The organism is Duganella caerulea (genome assembly GCF_040362985.1).
Classification (GTDB): Bacteria; Pseudomonadota; Gammaproteobacteria; order Burkholderiales; family Burkholderiaceae_D; genus Rugamonas; species Rugamonas vulcania.
The window spans coordinates 238,152-263,192 of sequence record NZ_BPWJ01000002.1 but is presented as its reverse complement, the minus strand read 5'-3'; the positions used below and the strand labels follow the sequence as shown (position 1 = coordinate 263,192).

Annotated in this window: 27 protein-coding genes; 3 read left to right on the top strand and 24 right to left on the bottom strand. The window is 66.9% G+C overall.

Features of this window, described 5'->3' with window-relative positions; translation table 11 throughout:
• Positions 1–1,527, top strand: coding sequence for a hybrid sensor histidine kinase/response regulator (locus ACUJB0_RS06025; RefSeq protein WP_444844435.1), 1,527 nt, complete (start codon positions 1–3; stop codon positions 1,525–1,527).
• Between the two features lie 6 nt (positions 1,528–1,533).
• Here ACUJB0_RS06025 and ACUJB0_RS06020 read toward each other — a convergent pair whose 3' ends face one another.
• The 5 genes from ACUJB0_RS06020 to ACUJB0_RS06000 all read right to left on the bottom strand — a co-directional run bounded on the left by ACUJB0_RS06020 (position 1,534) and on the right by ACUJB0_RS06000 (position 6,287).
• Positions 1,534–3,426: an MFS transporter gene (locus ACUJB0_RS06020; protein ID WP_444844434.1), complete on the bottom strand. Its 1,893-nt coding sequence runs from the start codon at positions 3,424–3,426 to the stop codon at positions 1,534–1,536.
• 103 nt (positions 3,427–3,529) lie between these two features.
• Positions 3,530–4,099, bottom strand: a complete 570-nt coding sequence (locus tag ACUJB0_RS06015) for a PIN domain-containing protein (RefSeq protein WP_444844433.1) — start codon at positions 4,097–4,099, stop codon at positions 3,530–3,532.
• Positions 4,096–4,323: a hypothetical protein gene (locus tag ACUJB0_RS06010; protein WP_444844432.1), complete on the bottom strand. Its 228-nt coding sequence runs from the start codon at positions 4,321–4,323 to the stop codon at positions 4,096–4,098. The genes ACUJB0_RS06015 and ACUJB0_RS06010 overlap by 4 nt, the downstream gene beginning before the upstream one ends.
• Positions 4,324–4,370: 47 nt before the next feature.
• Complete coding sequence (locus ACUJB0_RS06005; RefSeq protein ID WP_444844431.1) at positions 4,371–5,645, bottom strand: sensor histidine kinase; 1,275 nt, start codon at positions 5,643–5,645, stop codon at positions 4,371–4,373.
• Between the two features lie 3 nt (positions 5,646–5,648).
• Positions 5,649–6,287 carry a response regulator gene (locus ACUJB0_RS06000; RefSeq protein ID WP_444844430.1) on the bottom strand — a complete coding sequence of 213 codons (639 nt, stop codon included), beginning with the start codon at positions 6,285–6,287 and terminating at the stop codon, positions 5,649–5,651.
• A 152-nt stretch (positions 6,288–6,439) separates the two neighbouring features.
• On the opposite strand from ACUJB0_RS06000, the gene ACUJB0_RS05995 reads away from it, so the two are divergent.
• Complete coding sequence (locus ACUJB0_RS05995; protein ID WP_444844429.1) at positions 6,440–7,069, top strand: energy transducer TonB; 630 nt, start codon at positions 6,440–6,442, stop codon at positions 7,067–7,069.
• An 8-nt stretch (positions 7,070–7,077) separates the two neighbouring features.
• On the opposite strand, the gene ACUJB0_RS05990 is transcribed toward ACUJB0_RS05995, so the two are convergent.
• The gene (locus ACUJB0_RS05990; RefSeq protein WP_444844428.1) at positions 7,078–7,812 is read right to left on the bottom strand and encodes a class I SAM-dependent methyltransferase; all 735 of its coding nucleotides are present in this window, start codon (positions 7,810–7,812) and stop codon (positions 7,078–7,080) included.
• A 105-nt stretch (positions 7,813–7,917) separates the two neighbouring features.
• Between ACUJB0_RS05990 and ACUJB0_RS05985 the strand changes: the two genes are divergently transcribed.
• On the top strand, positions 7,918–8,775 hold the full coding sequence (locus ACUJB0_RS05985) for a polysaccharide deacetylase family protein (protein ID WP_444844427.1): 858 nt from the start codon (positions 7,918–7,920) through the stop codon (positions 8,773–8,775).
• On the opposite strand, the gene ACUJB0_RS05980 is transcribed toward ACUJB0_RS05985, so the two are convergent.
• From ACUJB0_RS05980 to ACUJB0_RS05895, 18 genes are read right to left on the bottom strand one after another with little or no spacing between them, the layout of a single operon-like run.
• A complete protein-coding gene (locus ACUJB0_RS05980) occupies positions 8,776–9,390 on the bottom strand; it encodes a 4'-phosphopantetheinyl transferase family protein (RefSeq protein ID WP_444844426.1) in 615 nt (204 codons plus the stop codon).
• Positions 9,390–9,974 (bottom strand): hypothetical protein, encoded by a 585-nt coding sequence (locus ACUJB0_RS05975; RefSeq protein WP_444844425.1) that lies wholly within the window; start codon positions 9,972–9,974, stop codon positions 9,390–9,392. The genes ACUJB0_RS05980 and ACUJB0_RS05975 overlap by 1 nt, the downstream gene beginning before the upstream one ends.
• A gap of 48 nt (positions 9,975–10,022) precedes the next feature.
• Positions 10,023–10,466, bottom strand: a complete 444-nt coding sequence (locus ACUJB0_RS05970) for an excinuclease ATPase subunit (RefSeq protein WP_444844424.1) — start codon at positions 10,464–10,466, stop codon at positions 10,023–10,025.
• A 10-nt stretch (positions 10,467–10,476) separates the two neighbouring features.
• Positions 10,477–11,709: a beta-ketoacyl-ACP synthase gene (locus ACUJB0_RS05965; protein WP_444844423.1), complete on the bottom strand. Its 1,233-nt coding sequence runs from the start codon at positions 11,707–11,709 to the stop codon at positions 10,477–10,479.
• Positions 11,706–12,443, bottom strand: a complete 738-nt coding sequence (gene fabG / locus ACUJB0_RS05960) for a 3-oxoacyl-ACP reductase FabG (RefSeq protein ID WP_444844422.1) — start codon at positions 12,441–12,443, stop codon at positions 11,706–11,708. Before fabG ends, ACUJB0_RS05965 begins: the two co-directional genes overlap by 4 nt.
• On the bottom strand, positions 12,440–12,901 hold the full coding sequence (locus ACUJB0_RS05955; protein WP_444844421.1) for a hotdog family protein: 462 nt from the start codon (positions 12,899–12,901) through the stop codon (positions 12,440–12,442). The genes fabG and ACUJB0_RS05955 overlap by 4 nt, the downstream gene beginning before the upstream one ends.
• Positions 12,898–14,082, bottom strand: coding sequence for a beta-ketoacyl-ACP synthase (locus ACUJB0_RS05950; protein WP_444844420.1), 1,185 nt, complete (start codon positions 14,080–14,082; stop codon positions 12,898–12,900). Before ACUJB0_RS05950 ends, ACUJB0_RS05955 begins: the two co-directional genes overlap by 4 nt.
• Before the next feature lie 9 nt (positions 14,083–14,091).
• On the bottom strand, positions 14,092–14,646 hold the full coding sequence (locus ACUJB0_RS05945; RefSeq protein WP_444844419.1) for a DUF3261 domain-containing protein: 555 nt from the start codon (positions 14,644–14,646) through the stop codon (positions 14,092–14,094).
• Positions 14,631–15,869 carry an NAD(P)/FAD-dependent oxidoreductase gene (locus tag ACUJB0_RS05940; RefSeq protein WP_444844955.1) on the bottom strand — a complete coding sequence of 413 codons (1,239 nt, stop codon included), beginning with the start codon at positions 15,867–15,869 and terminating at the stop codon, positions 14,631–14,633. The genes ACUJB0_RS05945 and ACUJB0_RS05940 overlap by 16 nt, the downstream gene beginning before the upstream one ends.
• 4 nt (positions 15,870–15,873) lie before the next feature.
• Positions 15,874–18,225 (bottom strand): MMPL family transporter, encoded by a 2,352-nt coding sequence (locus ACUJB0_RS05935; RefSeq protein ID WP_444844418.1) that lies wholly within the window; start codon positions 18,223–18,225, stop codon positions 15,874–15,876.
• On the bottom strand, positions 18,222–18,821 hold the full coding sequence (locus ACUJB0_RS05930) for an outer membrane lipoprotein carrier protein LolA (protein ID WP_444844417.1): 600 nt from the start codon (positions 18,819–18,821) through the stop codon (positions 18,222–18,224). Before ACUJB0_RS05930 ends, ACUJB0_RS05935 begins: the two co-directional genes overlap by 4 nt.
• Entirely contained in the window at positions 18,818–19,252 is a 435-nt protein-coding gene (locus ACUJB0_RS05925) for an acyl-CoA thioesterase (protein ID WP_444844416.1), read from the bottom strand. The genes ACUJB0_RS05930 and ACUJB0_RS05925 overlap by 4 nt, the downstream gene beginning before the upstream one ends.
• Positions 19,239–20,810 (bottom strand): HAL/PAL/TAL family ammonia-lyase, encoded by a 1,572-nt coding sequence (locus tag ACUJB0_RS05920; protein WP_444844415.1) that lies wholly within the window; start codon positions 20,808–20,810, stop codon positions 19,239–19,241. The genes ACUJB0_RS05925 and ACUJB0_RS05920 overlap by 14 nt, the downstream gene beginning before the upstream one ends.
• Positions 20,797–21,738, bottom strand: coding sequence for a lysophospholipid acyltransferase family protein (locus ACUJB0_RS05915; protein WP_444844414.1), 942 nt, complete (start codon positions 21,736–21,738; stop codon positions 20,797–20,799). The genes ACUJB0_RS05920 and ACUJB0_RS05915 overlap by 14 nt, the downstream gene beginning before the upstream one ends.
• Positions 21,735–22,484: a glycosyltransferase family 2 protein gene (locus ACUJB0_RS05910; RefSeq protein WP_444844413.1), complete on the bottom strand. Its 750-nt coding sequence runs from the start codon at positions 22,482–22,484 to the stop codon at positions 21,735–21,737. Before ACUJB0_RS05910 ends, ACUJB0_RS05915 begins: the two co-directional genes overlap by 4 nt.
• Positions 22,477–24,228, bottom strand: a complete 1,752-nt coding sequence (locus ACUJB0_RS05905; RefSeq protein WP_444844412.1) for an ApeI family dehydratase — start codon at positions 24,226–24,228, stop codon at positions 22,477–22,479. Before ACUJB0_RS05905 ends, ACUJB0_RS05910 begins: the two co-directional genes overlap by 8 nt.
• Positions 24,221–24,766: a COG4648 family protein gene (locus ACUJB0_RS05900; protein WP_444844411.1), complete on the bottom strand. Its 546-nt coding sequence runs from the start codon at positions 24,764–24,766 to the stop codon at positions 24,221–24,223. Before ACUJB0_RS05900 ends, ACUJB0_RS05905 begins: the two co-directional genes overlap by 8 nt.
• A gap of 5 nt (positions 24,767–24,771) precedes the next feature.
• On the bottom strand, positions 24,772–25,041 hold the full coding sequence (locus tag ACUJB0_RS05895) for an acyl carrier protein (RefSeq protein WP_444844410.1): 270 nt from the start codon (positions 25,039–25,041) through the stop codon (positions 24,772–24,774).

Here is a 25,041-nt window from a genome sequence, read left to right as displayed (position 1 = left end):
ATGGAGACGCGCATCCTGATCTACGCGCCAACCGGCCAGGACGCCCCGCTGGCGGCCAAGGTGCTGGCGATGGCCGACTTCCACAGCCACGTGTGCCGCTCGCTGGCCGAGCTGGCGTCGCAGCTGGAGCTGGGCGCGGGCGTGGTGCTGACGGTGGAGGAAGCACTGGCGCCGGGCGGCTACAAGCTGCTGCAGGAGTTCGTGGCGCGCCAGCCCGACTGGTCCGACCTGCCCATCATCCTGCTGACCCACCGCGGCGCCGATTCGCCGGCGGTGCGCCAGGCCGTCGCCGGTCTGGGCAACCTGAGCCTGATGGAGCGGCCGGTGCGCTCGCTGGCGCTGATCACCGCGCTGCAGGCGATGCTGCGCGCGCGCAAAAAGCAATACCAGGTGTGCGAGGCGGCGCGCCGCAAGGATGAATTCCTGGCCAGCCTCGGGCACGAGCTGCGCAATCCGCTGGCGCCGATCCGCACCTCGGTCTCGCTGCTGACCCACATGTATCCGGATGCGCCGCCGGTGGCGCGCATCCGCGACATGGTCGAGCGCCAGGTGCGGCTGCTGACCCGGCTGGTGGACGACCTGCTGGACGTGGCACGCATCACCAGCGGCAAGATCAAGCTGCAGCGCCAGCAGGTGGGCCTGAACGCGGTGATGAACCACGTCAGCGAACTGTGCCTGCAAGCGGCCGGCGCCAAGCGCATCCACGTGGCCTGGCAGCTGCCGCCCGAGGATATCGTGCTTGACGCCGACTACGCGCGGGTGGTGCAGATCTTCGCCAACATCCTGTCGAACGCGGTCAAGTTCACGCCGCAGGGCGGCAACGTGCTGGTGCGCGCGACGCGCCGCGGCAGCGAGCTGCTGGTGACGGTGCGCGACACCGGCATCGGCCTGGACGCCGACTCGATCACGCGCATCTTCCGCATGTTCGAGCAAAGCAATACGGTGGCCGGGCAGTTCTCCAGCGGGCTGGGGATCGGCTTGAGCCTGGCGCGCCAGTTCGCCGAGATGCATGGCGGCTCGGTCGAGGCGAGCAGCGACGGTCCCGGCCACGGCAGCGAATTCACGATCCGCCTGCCCGTGGTCAGCGGCGCCGCGCGCGACGCCGTGCCGCTGGCGGCGGCCACCAGCGCCGACGGCCGCAAGATGCAGGTGCTGGTGGTGGACGACAACCGCGACGCCGCCGACTCGCTGGCGGCGCTGCTGGAGATAGAAGGCTTCGACGTGCGCCCGGTGTACGACGGCGCCGCCGCCGTCGCCATGGCGGCCGAGCAGCAGCCGGACATGATCATCATGGACCTGGGCATGCCGGGCATGGACGGCTACGAGACCGCGCGGGCGATACGCCAGCGTGCCGGCGCCGAGCGCATTTTGATGATCGCGCTGACCGGCTGGGGCCAGAGCGACGCCCGCCGCCGCACCGGCGAGGCGGGCTTCGACCATCACCTGGTCAAGCCGGTGGAGCTGGAACAGATCCTGCGCCTGGCCGGCGCGCGGCAGAACCGCGAGCAGGTGCAGGCGGCGCGCTGACGCGACTTACTTCCAGTCGCCGCGCAGCTCCAGCACGCGCTCCTTCAAGCCTTCCGGCGTCACGTCCTGCGGCGCCACCGGCGCGCCGACCGCCAGCGCCAGGCGCGAACGCAGGCCGCTGCGGAAGGCGCGCCCGAACACGTTCTCGCCGCTGCGGCTCAGCAGATGGCCCCACAGCCCGCGCAGCGCCATCGGGATCACCGGCACCTTGGAGCGCTCGACGATCTTCGACACGCCGCCCTTGAATTCATTGATCTCGCCGGTGCTGGTCAGGCGGCCCTCCGGGAAGATGCACACCAGGTCGCCCTCGTGCAGCGCCTGCGCGATGTCGACATAGGCCTTCTCCATCAGCCACGGGTCTTCCTTGGCCGGCGCGATCGGGATCGCGCGCGCGGTGCGGAAGATCCAGCCCAGCAGCGGCAGCTTGAAGATGCGGTGGTCCATGACGAAGCGGATCGGCCGCGGACTGGCCGCGCCGATGACGATGGCGTCGACATAGCTGACGTGGTTACACACCAGCACCGCCGCGCCCTCGTCGGGAATGCGGTCGGCGTCGATCAGGCGCACGCGGTGCACGGTGTGGATCAGCATCCAGGCCAGGAAGCGCATCAGGAACTCCGGCACCAGCGAGAAGATGTACAGCGCCACCACGGCGTTGAGCAGCGCCGTCACCAGGAACAGCTGCGGAATGGTGAAGCCCTGCCCCAGCAGCACGATGGCCAGGCCGGCCGCCGCCACCATGAACAGCGCGTTGAGGATGTTCATGCCGGCGATGGTGCGCGACATGTGGGCCGGATCGCAGCGGGTCTGGATCAGCGCGAACAGCGGCACGATGAAGAAGCCGCCGAACATGCCGATCAACAGCACGTCGCACAGGATGCGCCACATCCCGTGCTGCGCCATCAGGGCGAAGGCGTCCAGGTGCGGGCCGGTGGCGGCGGTGATGCCGTGGCTGGCGAAATACAGGTCGGCGCCGAACACCGACAGGCCGATGGAGCCGAACGGCACCAGGCCGATCTCCACCTTGCGGCCGGACAGGCGCTCGCACAGCAGCGAGCCGCTGCCCACGCCCAGCGAGAACACCGTCAGCAGCAGCACGAACACGCTATGGTCGCCGTGCAGGTAGTCCTTGGCGTAGACCGGGAACTGCGCCAGCACCAGCGCGCCGTAGAACCAGAACCACGAGTTGCCCAGCATGGACAGGAACACCACACGGTTCTTGCGCGAGAAGCTCAGGTTGCGGAACGATTCGCCGATGAAGTTCCAGCTCACCTTGAGTTCCGGCGCCGGCGCGGGCGCCAGCGGGATGCGGTAGCTGGCCACCAGGCCAAGCAGCGCCACGGCGATGGTGGCGATGGCCTCGAAGGCGATGCCGTTGGGCTTTTGCACCACCAGCACCGCGCCCAGGATCTCGCCCAGCAGGATGCCGACGAAGGTGCCCATCTCGGTCACGCCGTTGCCGCCGATGAGTTCATCGGGCTTGAGCTGCTGCGGCAGGTAGGCGTATTTGACGGGGCCGAACAGCGTGGAGTGCACGCCCATGCCGACCACCGCGGTCACCAGCAGCCACAGGGTGTGCGTCATCCATCCGAGGCCGGCGATGCACATGATGGCCACCTCCAGCCATTTGACGAAGCGGGTCAGGCCGGACTTCTCGAACTTGTCGGCCAGCTGGCCGGCGGTGGCCGAGAACAGCACGTAGGGCAGGATGAACAGGCCGGGGATCAGGTTGGTGATCAGCGACGGCGACAGCGTGGTCCAGCTCATCGCGTCGAAGGTCAGCATGACCACCAGCGCGGTCTTGAACAGGTTGTCGTTGAAGGCGCCGAGGAACTGGGTCCAGAAAAACGGCGCGAAGCGGCGTTGCGTCAACAGGGAAAACTGATTGGGCTGGCTCATGTCTGCGGCATCCGTTCTGATGGGTGTTACGGAAAGGTTGAACGGATTATAACCTCATGCCGCCGCGCACAAACATGCCAACAAGCAACAACCTAGCGCCAGATCAATCCAGCCATGCGTTCAGGATGTCTTCGGCTCCGCTGCTGGCCAGCGCACCGGCGGCACGCACGGCCGGGCCGCGTATCGCCGTCGCGCGATCCAGTATCTGCTCGGCGTCGGGAATCAGCTGACGGCGCTCTAGGCCGTGCAGGAAGGTCGAAGTCGACAGGATCAAAACGTTATCGGGAATGCGCACCAGGAAGTTGGTCTTGCGGACATCCGAGTCCTCAAACAGCAGCAGGCCGGCATCGATGCCGGCCGCCAGCTCGCGGGCGAGGATTTCGGCCGCCGCCATCTCGCCGCGATTGCGCGTGCGCAGGGCCGGATTCAACGCCAGCAAGGCCGCGAACTCCGCATACTCTTCGGTGTCGCCGATCTCCACCGTATCCCGGTTCATGTCCAGCCAGTCCAGGAATTCCTGGGCGCCCGGCTTTTCGGCATGGCGGGTCACCTCGAAGCACACCATGTCCGGGATGACCACGCGCACGCCCAGCAGGGTCAGCGTATCGAGCGCCCCCGCCACGGCCAGCGTAATGAGCGGACTGGCATCCGTCACGATCAGGGCGATCTTCATCCGAACACCCGTTCGAACAGATCGCGCTGAGCCTGGTTGAAATGCGCCCGCGTGTCGACCCGCGGCAGCGGCAGGCCGCTGCGGGCCAGCCGGTTCAATATCTCGCCGAAACACAGTCCGGTGGATTGCTCCAGTTCTCGGCGCTCCAACTTGCCTTCCGAATACGCCGCCAGCAACTGCTGCAGTTGCTCATTGGCGCTATCGGCAACGACTGCGGTTTCCATGATGAATCTCGCGTTGTAGTCACGGTTTCACTATACACCGATTGGTCTCAGCCCTGCGGGATGAAGATGGCGATGCGGGTGCCGGCGCCGAGGGCGGTGGCGATGTCGATGCGGCCCTCGAACGCGGCCACCCGTTCGCGCATGCCGACGATGCCGATGCCAGCCGACGCCAGCGCCGCGTCGTAGCCGCTGCCGTTGTCGGCGATCTCCATGCGCAGCCCCGCGCCGTCCAGCGACAGCGCCACCGTCACCTGCGTGGCGCGCGCGTGTTTGGCGATGTTGGACAAGGCCTCCTGCACGATGCGGTAGGCCGAGATGCCGATGCCGCTGTCGAGCCGCGCGAAGTCGCCGTCGGCATGGAAGGCGTAGCGGCAGCCGGCGTGTGCGCGGTCGTAGTGGCGCACCATCTCCTCCACCGCGCCGTCCAGTCCCAGCATGTCCAGCACCTCGGGACGCAGGCGCCGCACCAGCGTGCGGCCGCTGTTGTAGAGCCCCAGCGCCAGCTTGATGATGGACTGCGCGCGCTCGCGCACCTCGCCCTCGCCGCTGACGTCGACGATGCGCTGCGCCTCCAGCCGCGCCGCGATCAGCGTCGCGTTCAATTCGTCGTGGATCTCCAGCGCGATGCTCTTGCGCTCATCCTCGACGGCGGTGTTGACCTTGCGGATCAGGCGGCGCTTCTCGGCGTCGGCCGCGCGCAGCGCCTGCATCGACGCCTGCAGCGAGGCGTTCAAGCCGTGCGACAGCTGCCACGCCAGCAGCGCGCACACCAGCAGGCCAAGGCTGGCCACCAGCAGCTCGACATAAAAGCGGCGCGTCTGTTTCACCAGCAGCGCCGACGGCGACATCGTCACCCGCACATAGCCCATGGTCTCGACCGCGCTGCTGCTGCCGGCCGGCTGGTCCTTCTGATACGGCTTGCCGTCGGCCGCCAGCATGGTCACGAACATCAGCCGCTTGAGGACGGGCGCCTCGTAGTAGCGGGCGTCCGGCCGGCCCGGCGCGGGCGCGGAGGCCTGCACCAGCGCATGCCGCTGCGCGTCCAGCACCTCGATGCGGTCGATGCTGGTGTCCGATTGCAGCAGGCCGTTGACGGTCAGCTTGAGGTCATCGTAGCGGTGCGTCAGCAGGCTGAATTCACTGCTCTGCGCCAGCACCTTGGCCACCAGCGGGCCGCGTTCGGCCATCTCCTCGCGCACCTCGGCCAGCCGCGAATGATAGGCGTACCAGACGAAGGTGCAGAACATGTACGCCAGCGGAATGAGCGTGACGCACAGCAGCCGCGCGCGCACGCTCCAGTGGCGCCAGAAGTCGAAGCGCATCCGCTACGGCTCGATCAGGCCGTGCTTGACGGCCAGCCGCGTGATGTAGGCCGGCCGGTGCACGCCCAACTTCTCCTTCACCGCCTGGCTGATATTGCTGATGGTCTTGGTGGAGACGTCGAGCTTCTCGGCGATCTCCGCGTTGGTCAGGCCCTCGGCCATCAACGTGAAGATCTCCAGCGCGCGCTCGTCCAGCTGCGACTGCGGCGACGCGTCGCCGCGCACCGACAAGTTGGCCAGCCGCTCGGCGATGTGCGGCAGGAAGTACAACTCGCCGTCGTGCGCGCGCCGCACCGCCGCCGCAAGGTCGGCCGGATCGCAATCCTTGGTCATGAAGGCGCGGCCGCCGAGGCGGTAGGTCTCCTTGATCAGGCTGTCCTGGTCGAACTGGCTGAGGAAGACGATGGCCGCGTCCGGCGCGTGGGCCAGGATTTGCCTGGCCACGTCCAGCCCGGTCAACTGATCGCCGAAGCGGATATCGAGCACCGCCACGTCCGGCTTGTGGCGCTGGTACTGTTCCAGCGCCTCCTCCGGCGTGCGCGCCTGCGCCACCACATGCAGCCCCTGCCCTTCCAGCGACATCGCGAAACCCGTCATCACGATCGGATGATCGTCCGCCAGCATGACCCGTATCTTTTTCACTTGCTACCTCCAGGAATATTTACTACTCGATGGTGGAAGCATACCACAGCAGTCCGGCGCAAAAATTTCCATAAATCGCCTTTTATTTTGCTAGAACATGGAATAGTATACTTCCAACACATAGCAATACTCACCACCACCAAGGAGCAGTTATGCATCAGAAAAAGAACCTCACCGGCCTGACCGTCGTGGCCGTGCTGCATGTGGCGCTGCTGGCCGCCTTCCTGCATGGCTCCAAATTGACTGTGTTCAGGGTGAAGGAAGCGGTGATCGACCTGACGCCAACCGCGCCCGAACCGCCGCCGAAAGTGTTGCCGCCCGAAGTGCCGCTGCCCAAGCTGGCGCCGCCGGACATCTTCGTGCCGCAAGTGGAAACCCCGGTGCTGCCATCGACTCCGCCGCCGGTGGCGGCGCGTCCGGCGAGCGAGGCGCAGCCGGCCCAGCCCACGCAGGCGGGCATCGCCGAGCCGGGAGCAAAGACCGTGGTGAAAGCCGCGCCGCAGCTGGTGCCGGCGGTGGTGGACGCCAAGGCGTGCACCAAGCCTGACTACCCGAAGTCCGCGCTGCGCAACGGCGACACCGGCACCGTCACGCTGGCACTGCTGATCGGCACCGACGGCCGGGTGGCCGATTCAAAAGTGGAGAAGTCGAGCGGCTTCCGTGAGCTGGACCGCGCCGCGCAAGTCGGGCTGGGACTGTGCCGCTTCAAGCCCGGCACCGTGGACGGCGTGCCGCAGCAATCGTGGACCAAAATGCAGTATGTCTGGAGCCTGGACGAATAAGCCGGGGATTAACTTGGTCGCGGCTTGACCGCGACCAGGTTAATCAGCGTCTCCTCCCGCACGGCGGGCGGCTTGATGCGCAGCGCCGTCTCCATCAGGCCCAGGTCCTCGCGGCTCCACCACAGGAAGGGATAGGACACCGCGCTGTCCGGCACCGAGAACCCGGCGTCGCGCACCATCGCCAGGTATTCCGGCGCGGTCTTCTGCACATCCATCGGATGGCGGAACAGCGCGCGGATGATCCACGAATGGATATAGCGCCTGGTCGACTCGGCGAACAGCAGCACGCCGCCCGGCTTGAGCACGCGATAAAACTCCGCGATCGCGCGTTCCTGGTCGATCAAGTGGTGGAAGGTCTGGTGGCAGAACAGCAGGTCCACCGAGCTGTCCTCCAATTTGATGTTGGAGCTGGAGCAGCAGATAAACTCCGCGTCGATCTTCAACGCCGCCACTTCCCTGGCCGACTCCCGCAGCATCTCGGGATCGATGTCCATGCCGATCAGGCGCCGTGGCGCGTAGCGCCGGTGCAGCTTGCCGAGCGAGCGGCCGAAGCCACAGCCCACGTCCGCCACCACCTCGAAACTGCGCGGCTGGTTCGCCGGCATCAGGCGCTGCAAATCCGCCAGCGCGCGCTCCAGCACATGCACGGTCCACGTCTCGGTGCGCAGAAACCACTTGCCGAACGCCGTCTCCGGCACATGCGGATCCGCTGGTGGCTGTAATAAATCCAGGTTGGCGCTCATAAAACCCTTTGTTGTTCCATAGTTTACAAATTCCCAATACTGCGACCCCGCCGGCAAAAAACCCGTACAATATTCGTCCCGTTCCGTACGCTATGCCGACTGCCCGTGTCCAACCATCTTTACCGCCTGCTGCTTGTACTCTGCTCGATGATGCTGAGCCCTTGCGCCATGGCCCAGGATGCGCCCCCCGCGCCGATACGCTTCCTGCTGACGTTCGACGACGGCCCGGCCGCCGCCGACAGCGGCAATCCCACCGTGCATATCCTCGAAACGCTGGCCAGCAATCCGCTGCAAGACCACATCAAGGCCGTCTTCTTCACCCAGACCCGCGCCTGGCATGGCGGCGGCACGGAGATCGGGCGCGGCCTGATACGCCGCGAATACGACGAAGGCCATGTGGTCGCGCTGCACAGCGCCACCACCTTCCATTCCAACCACCGCTTCATGAGCCGCGCCACGCTGGACGAATCGATGCAGCGCGGCGTCGACGACCTGACCGCCATCACCGGCGTCGCGCCCAAGCTGGTGCGCCCGCCGTTCTGGGCCTACGATGCCGGCACGCTGGAGTCCTACCACCAGCACGGCATGCGCATGCTGCTGACCGACCTGAATGCCAACGACGGCAAGATCTACGGCGTGAACTTCAGCTGGCACAAGCGCTCCAACATGCTCACCCACCTGGCCGAGACCCGCAAACGCTGGGCCGCCGGCACCATGCCCGTGGTCGACGGCAGCACGCCGGTGGTGGTCACCTTCCACGACGTGAACACCTACACCTCGCGCCACATCCAGGAATACCTGGAGATCCTGCTCGATGTCGCGCACGAACTGGACATGCCGCTGGCCGCCAAACCGTTTTACGACGACCGTGAGGAACTGGAGCGCGCCGCGCTGGCGAGCACCGTCGATAGCGTGAGCGTCAAACCGCACCTGCCAGGCCTGTGGAACTGGCTGTGGCAGTGATCACGGCAGCGTCACCAGTTTTATCCGCGGCAGCTCCGTCAGCGGCAAGGCGCTGCACAACACCACCGACAATTCCTCGTGCGGCAGGTCGACGCGATGCGCCCGCGCCGCCGCCCCCAGCTTGAAGCGCGCTTCCTTCCCGCTCCACAAACTGTAAAAGCCGACGACACGGCGCGCCTCGTCCAACGCCATCCACTGCGCCATCTCGTCCGCATCGAAAGCCTGCGCGGCCAAGGCCGCGAGATCGCGCTGCGGATCGCGCATTTCGATATCCAGTCCCAGCGCCGTCTGCGCGCTGACCGCGCACGCCACCCAGCGGCCGCTGTGCGCGATGCTGAAGCCAGGCGCCGGGCCACGCGGCACAGGCGCCTTCAGCAAAGGCGCCGCGCCGGGCCGGTCCTCCAGCTCGACATCGCGCGGCGCCACGCCCTGCAAGGCGCCCAGCGCCATGCGCAACAAGATCCGTCCAGCGACAAACTGGCGTTGCCGCTGGACGCGCACAAACCGCCCACAACGCGCCAGCTCGCTCGCTGACAACCACTCGCGCAGGCGCGGCAGATCCTCGTCCGCCATGCCGTCGATGTCGGCCATCCAGAGCGAGGCGGCGACTGTCATTACTGGGCCACCGCCTTGTCGTCGGCGCCGGTCGGGCCGCCGACAGGAGTGTCGTAGTTGGCCATCACATAACCGGCGGCGAGCTTGCCGACGCGCGTCAGCATCATGTTGTCATGCACGCCGAAGGTGAAGCCGGCACCCATCGCGCCGGCACGCTGGAAGAACTCCGGGTTGGCGATCATGGCGCCGCTGGCGTCGTGTATCGACACATGCATCAGCACACCCGAGCTGCCGGCCAAAGGCCCCAGCAGCACGCGCTTGGCGCCGTGCTTGAACGACAGCTCGTCGATCACCGGCTCGATCACCAGCGTGCGGCCGTTGGCGGGACGCTGGTTCCACCGCTCCAGCGATTCCGCCAGGTCGGCGCGGAAGTTCTCGTCGATCTTGGCCAGGCCGGAGGCGTCGCCGACGTAACCGGCCTTGAACACGACTGGTTTGATTTCGATGCGGCCATAGGTGGCGAAGGCTTCCTTCGGTGGAGGATTCTGGGCGCTGCTGGCCTTGATCCTGGTAGCGCAGCCGGTCGTCAACAGCGCGCCACCCATGGCGGCTACCAGCACGGCGTTACGGAAGTTCTTATTCATGGCTATCTTTCGATGGGTTGGTAAAACAGTGAGGTGCGTTGGCACCGGTTATTTGGCGAACTTGACGAAATCGCCCTTGAGCGCGACGCCGGCCATGATGGCGCCGTCCGCGCATTCGAACTCGGTCTGGCTGGCCATTTCCTTGTCGTTGAAATTGCTGACGATATTGACCACGGCATCGGCGCCCACTTCCTGCGCGCGCTTCTGCAGCGACAGCATCGCCGACAGGAACACCCAGTTGCAGGCCGTTTCGGTCGACTTGCCGAAGCCATTGGTGCGCAGGCTGGTCTTGTCGCTGGTGATCTTGGTTTGCACCTTCGGCGTAGGCTGGTCGGCGAAGTAGAACTTGACGCCAACGTCCAGGCGCTGTTGCGCGTTGTTGGCGGCCATGGCCGCGGCGATCGGCAGCTTGACCATCTTGTCGGCGGCCGAGGCGCACAGCGGCGCGGCGGCCAATACCAGCAGTGCCACCACAGAATGCAGTTTCTTCATTATCGGGTTCCTATTTGACGTACCGTTTGAAAATCAGCGACGTGTTAATGCCGCCGAAAGCGAAGTTATTCGACATCACGTACTCGCATTGCAGTTGCCGCCCTTCGCCGGCGATGTAGTCCAGCGCAGCGCACGCCGGATCGACCGCATCCAGGTTGATGGTCGGCGCAAACCAGCCCTCGCGCATCATCTCGATGCTGATCCAGGCTTCCAGCGCGCCGCACGCGCCCAGCGTGTGGCCCATGTAGCTCTTGAGGGAGCTGATGGGCGTCTTGTCGCCGAACACCGCCAGCGTCGCCTGCGACTCGGCGATGTCGCCCTGGTGGGTGCCGGTGCCGTGCGCGTTGATGTAGCCGATGTCCGACGCCTGCAAGCCGGCGTCCTCCAGGGCCAGCCGCATCGCCTTCTGCATGGTGGCCGCATTCGGCTGGGTGACATGGCAACCGTCGCTGTTGGTGCCAAAGCCCACCAGCTCCGCGTGGATCACGGCGCCGCGCGCCTGCGCGTGGTCCAGGTCTTCCAGGACCAGGCAGCCGGCGCCCTCGCCGATCACCAGGCCATCGCGGCCGCCATCGAACGGACGTGGCGTGGTGTGGCCGGCGTCGTTGCGGGTGCTGGTGGCGAACAGCGTGTCGAACACCGCCGCCTCGGTGGCGCACAACTCCTCGGCGCCGCCGGCCACCATCGCCAGCTGCTTGCCGCCGCGGATAGCCTCGTAGGCGTAGCCTATGCCCTGGCTGCCGGAGGTGCAGGCGCTGGACGTGGTGATCACGCGGCCGGTGATGCCGAAGAAGACCCCGATATTCACCGGCGCCGTATGCGCCATCATCTTGATGTAGGTGGTCGCGTTGATGCCCTTGGTGGTGCGCTCCTCCATCATGCGGCCGAAATCGCCGATGGCGCTCGGCGTGCCCGCCGAGGAACCGAAGGACACGCCCATGTCGCCGCTCTTGAGCAACGGGTGCTCCAACAATCCGGCATCGGCCAGCGCCAGTTCGCTGGCGCGCGTGGCCATCAGCGCGACCCGGCCCATGCTGCGGATCGCCTTGCGGTTATAGCGTTCGGTCAGCGAGAACGGCGCGGCCGGCGCGCCAAGGCGCGTGTTCAGGCCCTCGTAGTCCTCCCACTCCTCCATGCGCACGACGGCGTTGCGGTACTGGCCCAGGCGCTCGCGGATCGCGGCCCAGTCGTTGCCGATCGGGCTGATGCCGGCCATGCCGGTAACGGCGACGCGGCGGCTCATGCCAGCCCACCATTGACGGAAATGACCTGGCGGGTGATGTAGCCCGCCTCTTCGCCGATCAGGAAGCTGACGGCCGCCGCCACCTCCTCCGGCTTGCCGACGCGGCGCGCCGGTATCATCTTCAGCGCTTCCTCCATCGGTACCTCGCTGGTCATGTCGGTCTCGATCAATCCAGGCGCCACGCAGTTGACGGTGATGGCGCGCTTGGCCAGCTCCAGCGCCAGCGCCTTGGTGGCGCCGATGATGCCCGCCTTGGCCGCGCTGTAGTTGACCTGCCCGCGATTGCCGATCAATCCCGACACCGACGCCAGCGTGACGATGCGGCCCGGCTTGCGGCGCTGGACCAGCGGCATCACCAGCGGATTGAGCACGTTGTAGAAACCGTCCAGGTTCGTCTTCAGCACGATGTCCCAGTCCTCGCCGGACATCGCCGGGAAGGCGTTGTCGCGCGCGACGCCGGCGTTGCACACCACGCCGTAGTAGCAGCCATGCTGCTCGATGTCCGCCTCCAGCGCGGCTGCGGTGGCGGCGCGGTCGCCGATATCGAACTGCAGCACGCGTACCGCGCGGCCCATTTCCGCGATCTGTTGGGCGACCGCGTCGGCCTCGGCGCGCTGGCTGCGGCAATGCAGCACCACGTCGTAGCCGTCGCGCGCGAGGCGCAGCGCGATCGCCTTGCCGATGCCGCGCGACGATCCCGTCACCAGCACGCTCATGGACTTATTCTGATTCATACTGCGTTTCCATCTTTGAGAAATTGATTGACATTATCCGGCTGGAACACCGTCACCGTGGCCGTCGCCACCGCGCTTGCACCACCGGCGACGTCGATGCGGCAGTCGAACGCGCCCAAGCCGTTTTCACCTTGCAGCACGCGATGCACATGCACCAGCAGCACGCTGCCCGTGGCGAACAGCGGCACGCCGCACGCATACTTGCGCGCCCCAAGCAGGAAGCCCACCTTGACCGCCTCGCCGCGCCGCAAGGCCAGCCAGCCGGCATGCGCGGCGATTGCCTGCGCCATGTATTCGATGCCGACCCAGGCGCCGACGCCCTTCTCGCCAGCCAGCATGCTGCCGGCGTGGATGCGCACTTCCGCGCACAGGTTGTCGTCGTCCGCGCTCAGCACGCGGTCGAGCAGCACCATCTGGCCGGAATGCGGCACCAGTTCGCGCACGTCGGGCATCGTCATGCGGTCCTCCCCAGCAGCAGCACCGCGTTGGAGCCGCCGAAGGCGAATGAGCTGCTCAACACCCGGCGCAGCGGACGGCCCAGCGCCGCGCCGGGCGCCGCCAGGTTCAGCGCCGGCAGCGCAGGATCGGCCACACCGTCCCACAGGTGCGGCGGCAAGAGGCCTTGCGGGTTATCGTCCTGCATGGCGAGCCAGCACAACGCCGCCTCGATCGCAGCCGCCGCCCCCAGCGTATGACCGGTGAACGGCTTGGTGGAACTGACCGGCACTTCGAGGCCGAACAAGGCCGCGATCGCGCCGGACTCCATCGCGTCGTTCTGCCGCGTCGCCGTGCCGTGCATGTTGATGTAGTCGATCTGCGCCGCCGTGACGCCGGCGCGCTCCAGCGCCTGCGTCATCGCCAGGCGCGCGCCCACGCCTGCAGGGTCAGGCGCCGACATATGATGGCCGTCCGACGATTCGCCCCAGCCCAGTAAAGCCACAGTGGCGGGCTCGCCGCTCATCAGGAACAGCGCCGCGCCCTCGCCGATGTTGATGCCGTCGCGGTTGGCGCTCATTGGATTGCACTGCGCCGCGCTGACCGAATCCAACGCGCCGAAGCCGGCCACCGTGAAGGCGCACAGCGAATCGGCGCCGCCGGTCAGCACGGCATCGCATAAACCCATCTTGATCAGGCGCGCCGCGCCGGCCATCGCCTTGGCGCTCGACGAGCATGCGCTGGAATGCACATAGGCCGGACCGGTCAGGCCCAATTCCCACGCCAGCATTTCGGCGGGCGATCCCATCTCCTGATGGCCATAGTAGAAGTCCGGCGGCAGCGCGCCGTCGGCTACCTGGCGCGCGATGGCCAGCTCCGTCTCGCCGATGCCGGAAGTGCTGGTGCCGATCACCACGCCAACGCGGTCCGCGCCGTAGCGCGCGATGGCCGCATCCACGGCGGGACGGATCTGCGCCAGCGCCGCCAGCGCCAGCGCGTTGTTGCGGCTGCGCTGCGAAGGCGGCAGATGCGCCACGGATGGCAGCTCCGTGCGCACGCGGCCCAACGGCAGCTCGCGGCCGGGCGAACAGCTGTCGGTCGCCGCCACGCCGGTCTCGCCCGCGTACAGGCGTGCCTTCACCTGCGCCGGGCTGTCCCCCATCGCGCACACAATGCCGCAAGCGTTCAGATAAAAATTCAGCATTCGTCGGTCTCAGTCGGTGGGTGCGGCAAACTGTATCGTCAATTTGTAGTGATACCGCAGATTGTCCAGCACCACGGTGCCACTCCAGCGCGGCGTGCCGCTGTAGGATATCTGCATGATCGGCTGCTCGTCCAGGAACAGCGTGCGATGGGCGCCCTGCTCGGTGATGCGCCAGCCCTGCGGCAGCGCGGCGGCGATCGCCTCCGCCGGCCACAGGGTCAGCTGCATGTCTTCCAGCACATCCTCGGCGCGCACCTGCGAAGGCAGCATCACATGCCGCCACGAGGTCAGCTCCTTGCCGTCGTAGTGCAGCGTCAGCACGCGCTGGCTGAACGCCAGGCCGACGACGTCGATCGCGTCCGGCTCCACCTGCAGCGCGACATCCAGATCATCGGTGCGGCCGTTGCGCTCCACCTTCAGGTGCTGCTGCACGCTGATCGACGTGCCCAGCGCCGCCGGCGCCAGCTTCAGGCCCAGGCGGGCCTGCGGTGGCGGCGTGGTGGCGCAGGCGGCCAGCAGCAGCGCAGCAAGCAGCGGTGCGCGGCGAATCAACCCTGTGCGCACAAAGCCTCCAATGCCGCCAGGCGGCGCGGCGTCTCCTTGACGAAGGGATTGGTCAGGTCCCAGGCATAGCCGGCCAGGATCGCCGAAATCATGCGCCGCACTTCCGGTTGCTGTTTGTCGTGGAAGATGATGGTCTGGAAGCCGCCGGCGTACCACGACTCGACAAAAGCGCGGAAGGTGTCCACACCCTTGCGCAACGGCGCGCCGAAGTCGGCCTGCCAATCCACCTTCTCGCCCGCGAACTGGCGCTGCAGCGCGGCCGCGGCCAGGCTGGCCGACTTGAAGGCGATGGTCACGCCCGACGAGAACACCGGATCGAGGAACTCGCCCGCATTACCCAGCAAGGCGTAGCCCTCGCCCCACAGCTTGTCGACGTTGGCCGAGTAGCCGACGATCTGGCGCGCCGGCGTATCCCACTTTGCATTGGCCAGCAGTTCGGACAGCGACGGCTCCTCCGCCACGATGGCTTGCAGGCGCTCGGTGTCGCTGCCCTGGTAGCGGTCGAGGAAGCTGGTCTCCGCCACCACGCCCAGCGAGCAGCGGCCGCCGGCGAACGGGATGGTCCAGAACCACACATTGCAGTGCTTCGGATGCACGGTCACGCGGATCTTGGTGCGATCGAAACCGCCGCCGTGGATGCCGTCTTCGATGTGCGTAAAGATCGCGCCGCGCACCGGGAAGTTGGACGGCGTCTCCAGCTTCAGGAGACGCGGCAGGATGCGGCCAAAACCGCTGGCGTCGAGAATGAAGCCGGCGCGGACCTGGTACTGCGCGCCATCCTCGCCCTTGACGGTGACCAGCGCGGGCGCGCCGTCCTTGCCCAGTTCAATATCCAGCACTTCATGGCGATAGCGCACCTCGGCGCCGAAGCGCTCCGCCTCCTTGGCCAGTACATGATCGAAGACAGCGCGCTGCACCTGGTAGGTGGTGCCCCATCCGGCCGAGTGCTTGTCGCGAAAATCGAAATCGGTATAGCAGCCGTCGCGCATGAACGCCGCGCCATTCTTGAACTGGAAGCCCGCTTCGACCACGGCCTGCAACATGCCGGCCTGCTCCAGGTAGGCCATACTTTGCGGCAGCAGGCTCTCGCCGATGGAAAAGCGCGGGAACTGTTCACGCTCGATCACCAATACCTGGCGTCCCTGCTGGCGCAACAGCGCGGCGGCCACGGAACCCGCGGGACCGGCGCCGACGATCAGGATTTCAACGGCTTCGACGTTCATTGCATCAGTCATTGGAGCTTTCTTTAGTGGAGCCAAAACAAGGGACGATCAACCAGACCAGCGCGGTCCCCAGCAGCATCGTCAGGCCGAACGCCTGCAACGCCGGAGTGGAACTCAGTCCCAGCAAACCGAAGGACAAAATCGTATTCGCCGCCGACATGCCGACCGCCAGCCATGGCGTGCGGTCGCGCCGGTCGGGATGCTCCTGCATGAAGATGCCGTAATCGACGCCGACGCCCAGCAGCAGCATCAGCGCCAGCACGTGGAACAGCTGGAGGTTCTGCGACGCGAAGCCGAGCAAGGCCAGCGTGGCGATGCTGGCCAGCGCGGTCGGCGCCAGCACGCGCCAGGTCCGGCGCCGGTAGCGCGGGAACAGCAGCGCGAACACCACCGCATAAGCGCCCAGCACCACCCAGCTCATATACTCGCGATAGCGGCCCAGCACCGACGAAATCTCGGCCACCTTGTCGACCCATTGCACGCCCTGCAATCCATCGGCGGCCAGCCGCACCTGCGGCACTGCGGCGCCGGACAGGCCGCGCAAGGCGACGATGCTGGCGTAGACGCCGTTCACGTCGCCCAGCCACAGATGGCGCCATGGCTCGCTGGCCGGGGCCTTCAGAAAGGCGTCCAGCGTCAGCGGCGCCGCGGCGGTGCGCAGACCGGCTGCGGTGGCGGCGATCCACTGCGCGTCCTCGCCGGTCTGCGCGGCGACGGCGTGCAGCGGGCCGCCGGCGGCCAGCAGTTTGTCTTCGATCAGTTGGCGGCGCGCCGCCTGCGTGCGCGCGGACGGCACCCAGTTGGACATCGCCTGGTAACCGCCGATGCGCCCCGCTGCCGCCATCAGGTCCAGCCGCGCCTTCAACGCCTCTTCGCGCTGCAGCACCGTCTCGACGGAATCGCCGCGCACCAGGAAGTACTGCACCGGCGTCGGCGCGTCCAGCAGCTTGCTCAATTTGAGCTGGTCGGCGATCAGGTGCTTGGGCGGATTTTGCAGAAGGCGGATATCGTCGTTGGCGCCAAGGCGGCTCACGCCATAGCCGGCCGCCAGCGCGAACGCCACGGCGGCCAGCAGCGTGGCCCCGTTCATGCGCAGCAGCGGCCAGCACCGCAGGGCCGCGCCATAGCCGCGCACCAGCGCCCCGCTCTTCAGCGTGCGGCTGCCGATCAGCGCCGGGAACCAGCACACCACCGTCATCCACGCGAACACCAGGCCAAGCGCGGAGAACACCGCCATCTGGCGCAGCCCGGGGAACGGCGTCAGCGCCAGTCCCATGTAGCCGATCACCGCCGCCAGCAGGGTCAGGCCCAGGCCAGGCAGCAGGCGTCTCAGCAGGGCGGGCGATTCCAGCTTCTCGTCCGCCGCGAGGCGGTTGCACAGGAAGTAGATGCCGTAGTCCTGCGCCACGCCGATCAGGCTTGCGCCGAACACCAATGTCATCAGGTGCACGCGGCCGAAGAGCAGCCAGCACACCGACAGCGCGCCAAGGCAGCCGATGCCGATCGAGAGCAGGATCAGCGAAATCGGCTTGAACGAATGGAAGGCAAACCACATCAGCAGCACAATACCCAGCAGCGAGCCGATGCCGATGGTGGACACCTCGCCGCTGGCCTGGGCGCTGGCGTTGGCCGCGTGCAGGATCACGCCGGCCTGTATCAGTTCCACTTGCGGGGTCGCCTTGCGGGCGGCGTCGCCGGCCTGCTTCAGCAAGGGCAGCACGGTTTCCTGTGCCGTCATCGACAGCGCGGGTACCTTCAGCGTCAGCGGCAGCAGCACGTACTGGCGCTTGGCGTCCGCGACGAACAGATGGCCGTCGCGAGGACGCACCGGCGTTTCCTGCGCGCGCTCCTGCAGCCAACCGGCGAACAGGCCGAAGGGATCGTCGCGCCACGAACCAAGATTGGGGCCGCCAAATGGGCTATACAGTTTGCTGAGCGCCGTCTCAAGCCAGAACTGCGCCGGCTGGGTGCGCAGTTGCGCCTCCTGCTGCGCCGTCAGCAGCACCAGGCGATGGCGTTGGAACAGCGACAGCCAGTCGCTCTGCGTTTGCTCGCCGATCGGCGTCGCCTCGAAGATGTCCTTGCGGGACGCGAGCACCGCGCTGTAGGCGTCGGCCGCGCGCTTGGCGTCCTTCCAGTCCGCCGCGCCGACCAGCACCACCACCCGCTGCTGCGCCGCGTCGACCATGTGGCTGAACGACTGCTGCAGCAGCGGATCGCGCTCCTGCACCGGCAGCAGCGCCATGATGTCGGTGTCCGGCACGATGCGCTGCACCAGCCACAGATAGGCGTTATGCCCCAGCAGCAGGCAGACGGCAAAGGCCCACAGCAGCGCGAATTGGCGGGTACGATTCAAAACAGCGCCGCCTCTTCCTTGCTCATCGCGGCATCGCCGGGCTGGATCGCGGAGAACACGATGGTGGTGCGGTCGCCGCCGGCGTCGCCCATGACGATGGTCTTCACGTAGGCGCCGCCGTCAAGCTTGATGGTGCCGATGGCTTTTTCCAGCGCCGGCTGGCGCGGCTTGAGCATCACGTTCCAGCTGTTGGCGTCAACCGTGCCGTCCACCTCGAACAGCGTCTCCAACTGTGCCAGGTCGCCGGACAGCAGCGAGAACAACACGTTGTTGATCATGCGGACGGTCGGCTCGGTCTTGGCGTCCAGCCGCATCGCCACGCGGTCACCCTGGTAGTTGACGATCTCGTCGCGCGTCAGGCGCAGCGTGCTGGGGAAAGGCTGCAAGGTGCGCCACAACACGCCCTTGCCGGCGACCACGCAAAAGCGGCCGTTGGCGGCCAGCGGTTTCTTCATGCCGGCCAGCTGCTTGCTCTGGTCGAAGCGGCCGCACATCACGGGCGGCTTGGCCAGCATGGCCTGGATCTTCGCCACCGGCACGGCGGCGTGGACTGGTCCCAACGCGGCCAGCGCGACCGCGAACAATATTGTCTTCATACAGGCTCTATCCCCAATTTTTCAAACAGCACAGGAGGCGACACGAAGCACATCTCCTTGGTGGCGATATCGACGGCGACCATGGTGGTGCTGGCGCGGTTAAGGCGCTTGCCGGTGGCGGCGTCGGTGATCAGGTAGTCGATCTTCAAGCGATTCTCCCACTCGACGATGTCGGCGCGCAGCTTGAGGGTCTGGCCGAAGGTGGCCGAGCCGATGTAGCGCAGCTGCATGTCGATCACCGGCCAGATATAGCCGGACTCCTTCATCTGCGGGTAGTTGTAGCCGATCTTGTCCAGCAGCGCGCAACGCACCACTTCCAGATATTTCACGTAGCGGCCGTGCCAGACGATCTCCATTGGATCCAGGTCGAAGAACTGCACCTGCATCTCGACTTCCGCGAACCAGCGGCTTTCCTTGTTAGTTCGGCGCATACAGATCCCATGCCTTGGCGCGGATACGTTCCAGCAGCAGGCGCAAGTCCGGCTCCAGGCGGCGGTCTTCCTCCACCGGCTTGATGTCGGCGCCCAGCGTCTCCTGCATCGCCGCCAGCGCGGCTTGCGGTTGCAGCTCCGGGCTGACCTGGCAGCGCAGCCACACGCCTTGGCGCACGGTGATCAGCAATGCCGCCACCACCTGCTCCGTCAGCTCCAGCACGCGCAGGCAGTCGCGCGCGGCGATGGTGCCCATGCTGACCTTGTCCTGGTTGTGGCACTCGGTCGAGCGCGAGAACACCGAAGCCGGCATGGTCAGCTTGAGCGCTTCCGCCGTCCACGCCGAGGCGCTGATCTGCAAGGCCTTCAGGCCGTGGTTGATCGGCGCGCGCGCACCGGTGGCGCCGGACAGGTTGGCCGGCAGGCCGTGGTTGTAGCGGCTGTCGACCAGCAGCGCCATCTGGCGGTCCAGCAGGTCGGCCAGGTTGGCGACCGCGTTCTTCATGCCGTCCATGGCGAAAGCGATATGGCCGCCGTAGAAATGGCCGCCGTGCAGCACGCGTTCGTTGTCGGCATCGATCAGCGGATTGTCGTTGGCGCTATTGAGTTCATTTTCGATCGACGAACGGAAAAACGGCAGCGCATCGGCCAGCACGCCGATCACGTGCGGCGCGCAGCGGATCGAATAGCGGTCCTGCAGGCGCTTGCCGTTGCGTTCCCACTGGTCGGTCGGCAGGTCACTGCGCAGCCATGCCGCCACCTGCTGCATGCCGCCGTGCGGCTTGACCGAGAACAGCACCTCGTCGAAGTGGTGGGCGTTGCCGTCCATCGCGAACGAGGCCATCGCCGTGATGCGGGTGGTCAGCCGGACCAGGTATTCGGCGCGGTCGTAGGCCATGCAGGCCAGCGCGGTCATGACGGCGGTGCCGTTCATGATCGCCAGCCCCTCCTTCGGCCGCAGGCGCAGCGGCGCGATGCCGGCTTCCTGCAAGGCCTGCGCAGCCGGCACCTGCACGCCGTCGCGCCACACTTCGCGCTCGCCGCACAGCACCGCCGCCAGGTAGGACAACGGCGTGAGGTCGCCGCTGGCGCCGACCGAACCCTCGGAGGGAATCAGCGGCAGCAGGCCGGCGTCGAGCAGGCGTGTGATCTGCAGCAGCAGCTCGACGCTGACGCCGGAATAGCCCTTGCTCAGCGACGCCAGGCGCGAAGCCAGGATCGCCCGCGTCTGCGCCGGCGTGAAGTACTCGCCCAGGCCGACGCCGTGGTAGGTGTACAAGTGATGCGGCAGCTCGGCCACCAGCTCCGGCGGCACCACCACCGTGCAGGAATCGCCGTAGCCGGTGGTGACGCCGTAGACGGTGCCGTCCTCGCGCAGCAGGCGGTCGAGGAAGTCGGCGCCGCGCGCGATGGTGGCGCGGAAGGCCGGATCGTCCGACAGTTCGGCGACGGCGCGGCCTTGCGCGATGTCGACGATGTCCTCGATCGTCAGGCGTTTCTGGTCGAAGCGTACGGCGCGCGGCGCGGTGCGGAGTTGGGCTATGTCAGCGAGGTGCATCGGATCGTTCCAATTGGGGTAAGTGCCAGAAATCGTAAAAATTAAACCACTGCAGCGGCGCGCGCAGGCAGTAATGCTCCAGACGGCGCGCGTAATCGCCGGCCAACTGCTGGAAGGCCGCGTCGCGTCCCTGGCGCGGAATACGCACGGCGTCGCGGAAGGCTTCGAAATACAGCGACGAACGCTGCCCGTCGCGGATGGAGAACAACAGGAACACCGGGCATTGCAGGATATTGGCCAGCACATAGGGGCCAACCGGGAACGGCGCCGGCGCGCCCATGAAGTCGGCCAGCGCCACGCGCGGATTGTGCGACACCGGCACGCGGTCGCCGGCGATGACCACGAACTCGCCGCGCGCCACGCGCTCGGACAGCAGGATGGCGGTGGCCGGCGACATCTCCGTCACCTGCATCAGATTCAGCTGGCTCTCGGGATTGAGGCGGGCGAGCATGTCGTTGAAGGCCTGCGCGTGCTTGGTGTGCACCAGCACCGTCATCTTGATGTCGCGGCGCTGGCGCGACAGCACGCGGCACAACTCCAGGTTGCCCAGATGAGCGCAGATCAGCAGCCCTCCCCGCCCGGCCGCCGCCGCGTCGGTAATCAACTCGCCGCCGTGCAGGTCGACCATATCGAGCTTGAACAAGCCGCCCCACAGCAGCATCTTGTCGAGGATACTCTCGCCGAAGGCGGCGAAGTGGCGCAGCACGCCCGGCACGGCCGTCGACGTGTAACCGGCCACGCGGCGCAGATACGCCTGCGAAGCGCGGCGCGGCCGCGGTTTGCTCAACACGTACCAGCCCAGCACCGGATACAGCACCAAGCGGAACGGCCAGCGACCGAACACGCGGGCGATCCAGAACAACAGGCGCATGCCGCCGACGAAACTGATCTCGTTGATGGAGGCCCAATGCAGGCTACGCGCGGTCATCGAACCCGCCCTTTGCGCGCCAACAGGCGGGGAATGCGCGGCAGCATGCCGAAGAACAGCTTCGTATGCATCCACGAGATCCGCACGTTGTCGCTCCAGACGCGGAAGTGCGATACGCCATCCGACGGATAGCTGACGCGGGTCGGCAAATTCACCACTTGCAGGCCGTCCCAGAACAGCCGCACCAGGATGTCGGTGTCGAAGTTCATGCGCGCGCCGATGGGACTGCGCGCCGCCAGCGCATTGACCGGCGCCACCGGATAGACGCGGAAGCCGCACATCGAATCCTTGATGTCGAACGACAGGGTATTAATCCAGACCCAGATGTGGGTGGCGTAGCGGCCGTACAGGCGCGCCTTCGGCACCGATTCGTCGTAGACCGGATGGCCGGCGATGACGGCGTCCGGACAGGCGGCGGCTTGCGCCAGGAATTTCGGCACGTCGGCGGTTTGGTGCTGGCCGTCGGCGTCGATCTGCAGCACATGCGTATAGCCCAGTTCCGCCGCGCGGTGGAAGCCGCTCAGCACCGCGACGCCCTTTCCCTGGTTCTGCGCCAGCCGCACTAGCGTGACCGCGCCGGCATGCTGCCGCGCCAGCGCGTCCAGCACGCCGGCGCAGGCGGCGCTACTGCCGTCGTCGACCAGGATGCACGGCGCGCCGTGGCACAGCAGCCCGGCCACCACCGCGCCGATCGCGTGTTCGTGGTTATAGACCGGCACCACGATGCAGGGTTTGAAATCACGCATCCGCGTCTCCCAGCATGACGCGGCCACTGGCATGCTGGCCCGCCTCGGACAGGTACCGGAATTGCAGGCAGCCCTTGGCCTCGTCGTGCTGCAGTTCCAGCCGCACCGGGGTCTCCGGCTGTATCACCTGCTGGAACTTGAGCGCGTTGATGCCCTTGAACTGCGGCGGCAGGTCGAAATACTGGCGGCCGTAATGGATCGCCCAGTCGACCTGCACCACGCCCGGCAGGATGGGCGCGACGTCGAAGTGGCCGTCGAAATACAGCAGGTCGGCCGGTGCGCTCACTTCCAGCAGCACGCGCAGCGGCTCCCGTTCCAGCTCGCGCAGCTGCGGCAGGCACGGACGGCGGGCGGCCGCGCCGTCGTCGCCGTCGAGCAGCGCCAGCAAAGCGGCCAGCGTTGTCTTGCCTTGGGCGTTGACCGGCATCTGGTCCAGGTAGCGCCAGCGGCGCGGCAGCGCGACCGCGTCCACCACCGCCGCCAGCACGGCGCGCAGGTGGGCGTTGAAGGCGGGCTTGCCTTCGGCATCCAGCAGTGCGCGGCCCGCCGGCGTCGGCACGATGAACGCGGCCAGCCGCTGGCGTTCGCCGGCGCCCGGCTCGCACAGGACGATGCGGACCTCGGCGGCCATGCCGCACGCCAGCAACGCCTCCTCCATCGCGCTCAGCGAGATCCGCTTTTCCTCAATTTTGACGATGCGGTCGCTGCGGCCCAGCAGCAGGAAGCGCTGCTCGCCGACGCGCGCTGCGCGGTCGGCCAGCGCCAGCCAGTTGTCGTCGGCCAGATGCGGCGAGCGCACCTCCAGCGTGTCGTCCGCCGCGCCGAGGCGCCATGCCACAGTGGGGAAAGGCCGCCAGGCGTCGTCGGTGATACCACTGCGCTGGCGCCAGGCCACGCCGCCCGTCTCCGAGCTGCCGTAGACTTCCACCGGCACGCTGCCCAGCAGGCGTCCCGCGGCCAGCGCGGTATCCGCAGCCAGCGGGCCGCCGGACGAAAACACCGTCCGCAGCATGCCGGCCGCGCCGCGCCAGTCCAGGTGCTCCGGCAACCGCTTCAGGTGCGCCGGGCTGGCCACCAGCACGCAAGGGCCGGCGGCCATGCCGGCCGCCAGTTCTTCAGGATAGGTGATGCTCAGCGCATGGATCGCGCGGCCGGTACTGAGCGGCCAAAGGACCTTGAACAGCAGGCCGTAGATGTGCTGGTGCGAGACGGTCGCCAGCACGGCGGCGTCGCCGGCGGTGGCGCCGAACAGCACATCGAGCGTTTCGACTTCGCTCGCCAGTTGCGACAGTTTTTTAGGAATGGCTTGCGCCGCGCCGGTGCTGCCGGACGTGAACACGACCAGCGCCGGCAAGTCGGCGGACAAGGCGCCGCCCATTTGCGCCGCCGTCGATACCTCGTCCGCTTCGCCGGGCTGCATCGGCCGCAGCTCCTCAGGGAACTGGCCGAGGAAGCCGTCCACCGATGCGCGCAAGGCGGCGCAGCTGGCCTCCAGCGTGTCGGCGCTCAGCCAGATGGTCTTGCCGGCATGCCAGGCACCCAGCAGGGCCGCGCTGAATTCAAGGCTATCGTCCAGGTACAGCGCGAAATCGCTGCCCTGCTGGCCGCGCAGCAGCGCATGCCACGCATGCGCGCGTGCCAGCCAATGCGCGTTGTCAATGGCCGCGCCGGCACGCCAGCCGGCCAAGCCGCCGGCGGGCCGCACCGCGATGGCAGCGTAAAGATTTTCGATCCGGTCAGACATGATGCAGACGCTTGAAACGCAGGCGCACCAGATACTCGCCGCCGAACAGCAACGCCATCAACCCGTACGAGATCACGCCGGTGTACAGCGACCACACGGCCTCCGACATCCACAGCGCGGTGGCGAAGGCGATCAAGCCGTTGACGACAAAGAAGCCGCACCACACCTGCGTCACCTTGCGCATATAGGCTTGCGCCACCGGCGGGAAGTCCTCGCCGCGCAGGCGCGCCATGCGCTCGACCGCCGACATCGGCGTCGCCAGGCTGTAGCCGAAGCCCGCCAGCAGCGCCGCATTAACCAGCACCGGATACAGCTTCAAAGGCAGCAGCAGATTGCTCCAGACCGCGCACGCCATCAGCACCAGCGCGCCCGCCGCCGACCAGCGCGCGACGACGCTCAGCTTGAGCGCGGGCAGGCGCGTGGCCACGGCCAGCAACAGCAGGCCGGCCAGCCAGCGCGGCTCCACCTGTCCATGCCCGAACCAGATCGCCAATGGATACAGCAGCGTCACCGCCACCGTCAGGACAGTCATCGGCATCGTACTTACGCCGCCTGCTCCGTCATGCCTGCCAGCGCGTCGACCACGTCGCCGATGGTGCGGATGGTCTTGAACACTTCCGGCTGCAGGCGCTTGCCGGTCAGCTGCTTGAGCTTCACCGCCAGGTCGACCGCGTCGATGCTGTCGATGTCCAGGTCCGAATACAGGTTCGAGCCGGCGCTCAGGTCAGCCTTGTCGAGTTCAAACATCTCGGCCAGCAGATCCACTACCCAGGTCTGCAACTGGTCTTTGCTCATGTCGTTCAAATCAATCAT

Bases quoted from the DNA above. Each gene is read 5' to 3' on its own strand.
- ACUJB0_RS06025 (WP_444844435.1), top strand. From the start codon at position 1: ATGGAGACGCGCATCCTGATCTACGCGCCAACCGGCCAGGACGCCCCG.
- ACUJB0_RS06020 (WP_444844434.1), bottom strand. From the start codon at position 3,426: ATGAGCCAGCCCAATCAGTTTTCCCTGTTGACGCAACGCCGCTTCGCG.
- ACUJB0_RS06015 (WP_444844433.1), bottom strand. From the start codon at position 4,099: ATGAAGATCGCCCTGATCGTGACGGATGCCAGTCCGCTCATTACGCTG.
- ACUJB0_RS06010 (WP_444844432.1), bottom strand. From the start codon at position 4,323: ATGGAAACCGCAGTCGTTGCCGATAGCGCCAATGAGCAACTGCAGCAG.
- ACUJB0_RS06005 (WP_444844431.1), bottom strand. From the start codon at position 5,645: ATGCGCTTCGACTTCTGGCGCCACTGGAGCGTGCGCGCGCGGCTGCTG.
- ACUJB0_RS05995 (WP_444844429.1), top strand. From the start codon at position 6,440: ATGCATCAGAAAAAGAACCTCACCGGCCTGACCGTCGTGGCCGTGCTG.
- ACUJB0_RS05990 (WP_444844428.1), bottom strand. From the start codon at position 7,812: ATGAGCGCCAACCTGGATTTATTACAGCCACCAGCGGATCCGCATGTG.
- ACUJB0_RS05980 (WP_444844426.1), bottom strand. From the start codon at position 9,390: ATGACAGTCGCCGCCTCGCTCTGGATGGCCGACATCGACGGCATGGCG.
- ACUJB0_RS05975 (WP_444844425.1), bottom strand. From the start codon at position 9,974: ATGAATAAGAACTTCCGTAACGCCGTGCTGGTAGCCGCCATGGGTGGC.
- ACUJB0_RS05970 (WP_444844424.1), bottom strand. From the start codon at position 10,466: ATGAAGAAACTGCATTCTGTGGTGGCACTGCTGGTATTGGCCGCCGCG.
- ACUJB0_RS05965 (WP_444844423.1), bottom strand. From the start codon at position 11,709: ATGAGCCGCCGCGTCGCCGTTACCGGCATGGCCGGCATCAGCCCGATC.
- fabG (WP_444844422.1), bottom strand. From the start codon at position 12,443: ATGAATCAGAATAAGTCCATGAGCGTGCTGGTGACGGGATCGTCGCGC.
- ACUJB0_RS05955 (WP_444844421.1), bottom strand. From the start codon at position 12,901: ATGACGATGCCCGACGTGCGCGAACTGGTGCCGCATTCCGGCCAGATG.
- ACUJB0_RS05950 (WP_444844420.1), bottom strand. From the start codon at position 14,082: ATGCTGAATTTTTATCTGAACGCTTGCGGCATTGTGTGCGCGATGGGG.
- ACUJB0_RS05940 (WP_444844955.1), bottom strand. From the start codon at position 15,869: ATGAACGTCGAAGCCGTTGAAATCCTGATCGTCGGCGCCGGTCCCGCG.
- ACUJB0_RS05930 (WP_444844417.1), bottom strand. From the start codon at position 18,821: ATGAAGACAATATTGTTCGCGGTCGCGCTGGCCGCGTTGGGACCAGTC.
- ACUJB0_RS05925 (WP_444844416.1), bottom strand. From the start codon at position 19,252: ATGCGCCGAACTAACAAGGAAAGCCGCTGGTTCGCGGAAGTCGAGATG.
- ACUJB0_RS05920 (WP_444844415.1), bottom strand. From the start codon at position 20,810: ATGCACCTCGCTGACATAGCCCAACTCCGCACCGCGCCGCGCGCCGTA.
- ACUJB0_RS05915 (WP_444844414.1), bottom strand. From the start codon at position 21,738: ATGACCGCGCGTAGCCTGCATTGGGCCTCCATCAACGAGATCAGTTTC.
- ACUJB0_RS05910 (WP_444844413.1), bottom strand. From the start codon at position 22,484: ATGCGTGATTTCAAACCCTGCATCGTGGTGCCGGTCTATAACCACGAA.
- ACUJB0_RS05905 (WP_444844412.1), bottom strand. From the start codon at position 24,228: ATGTCTGACCGGATCGAAAATCTTTACGCTGCCATCGCGGTGCGGCCC.
- ACUJB0_RS05900 (WP_444844411.1), bottom strand. From the start codon at position 24,766: ATGCCGATGACTGTCCTGACGGTGGCGGTGACGCTGCTGTATCCATTG.
- ACUJB0_RS05895 (WP_444844410.1), bottom strand. From the start codon at position 25,041: ATGATTGATTTGAACGACATGAGCAAAGACCAGTTGCAGACCTGGGTA.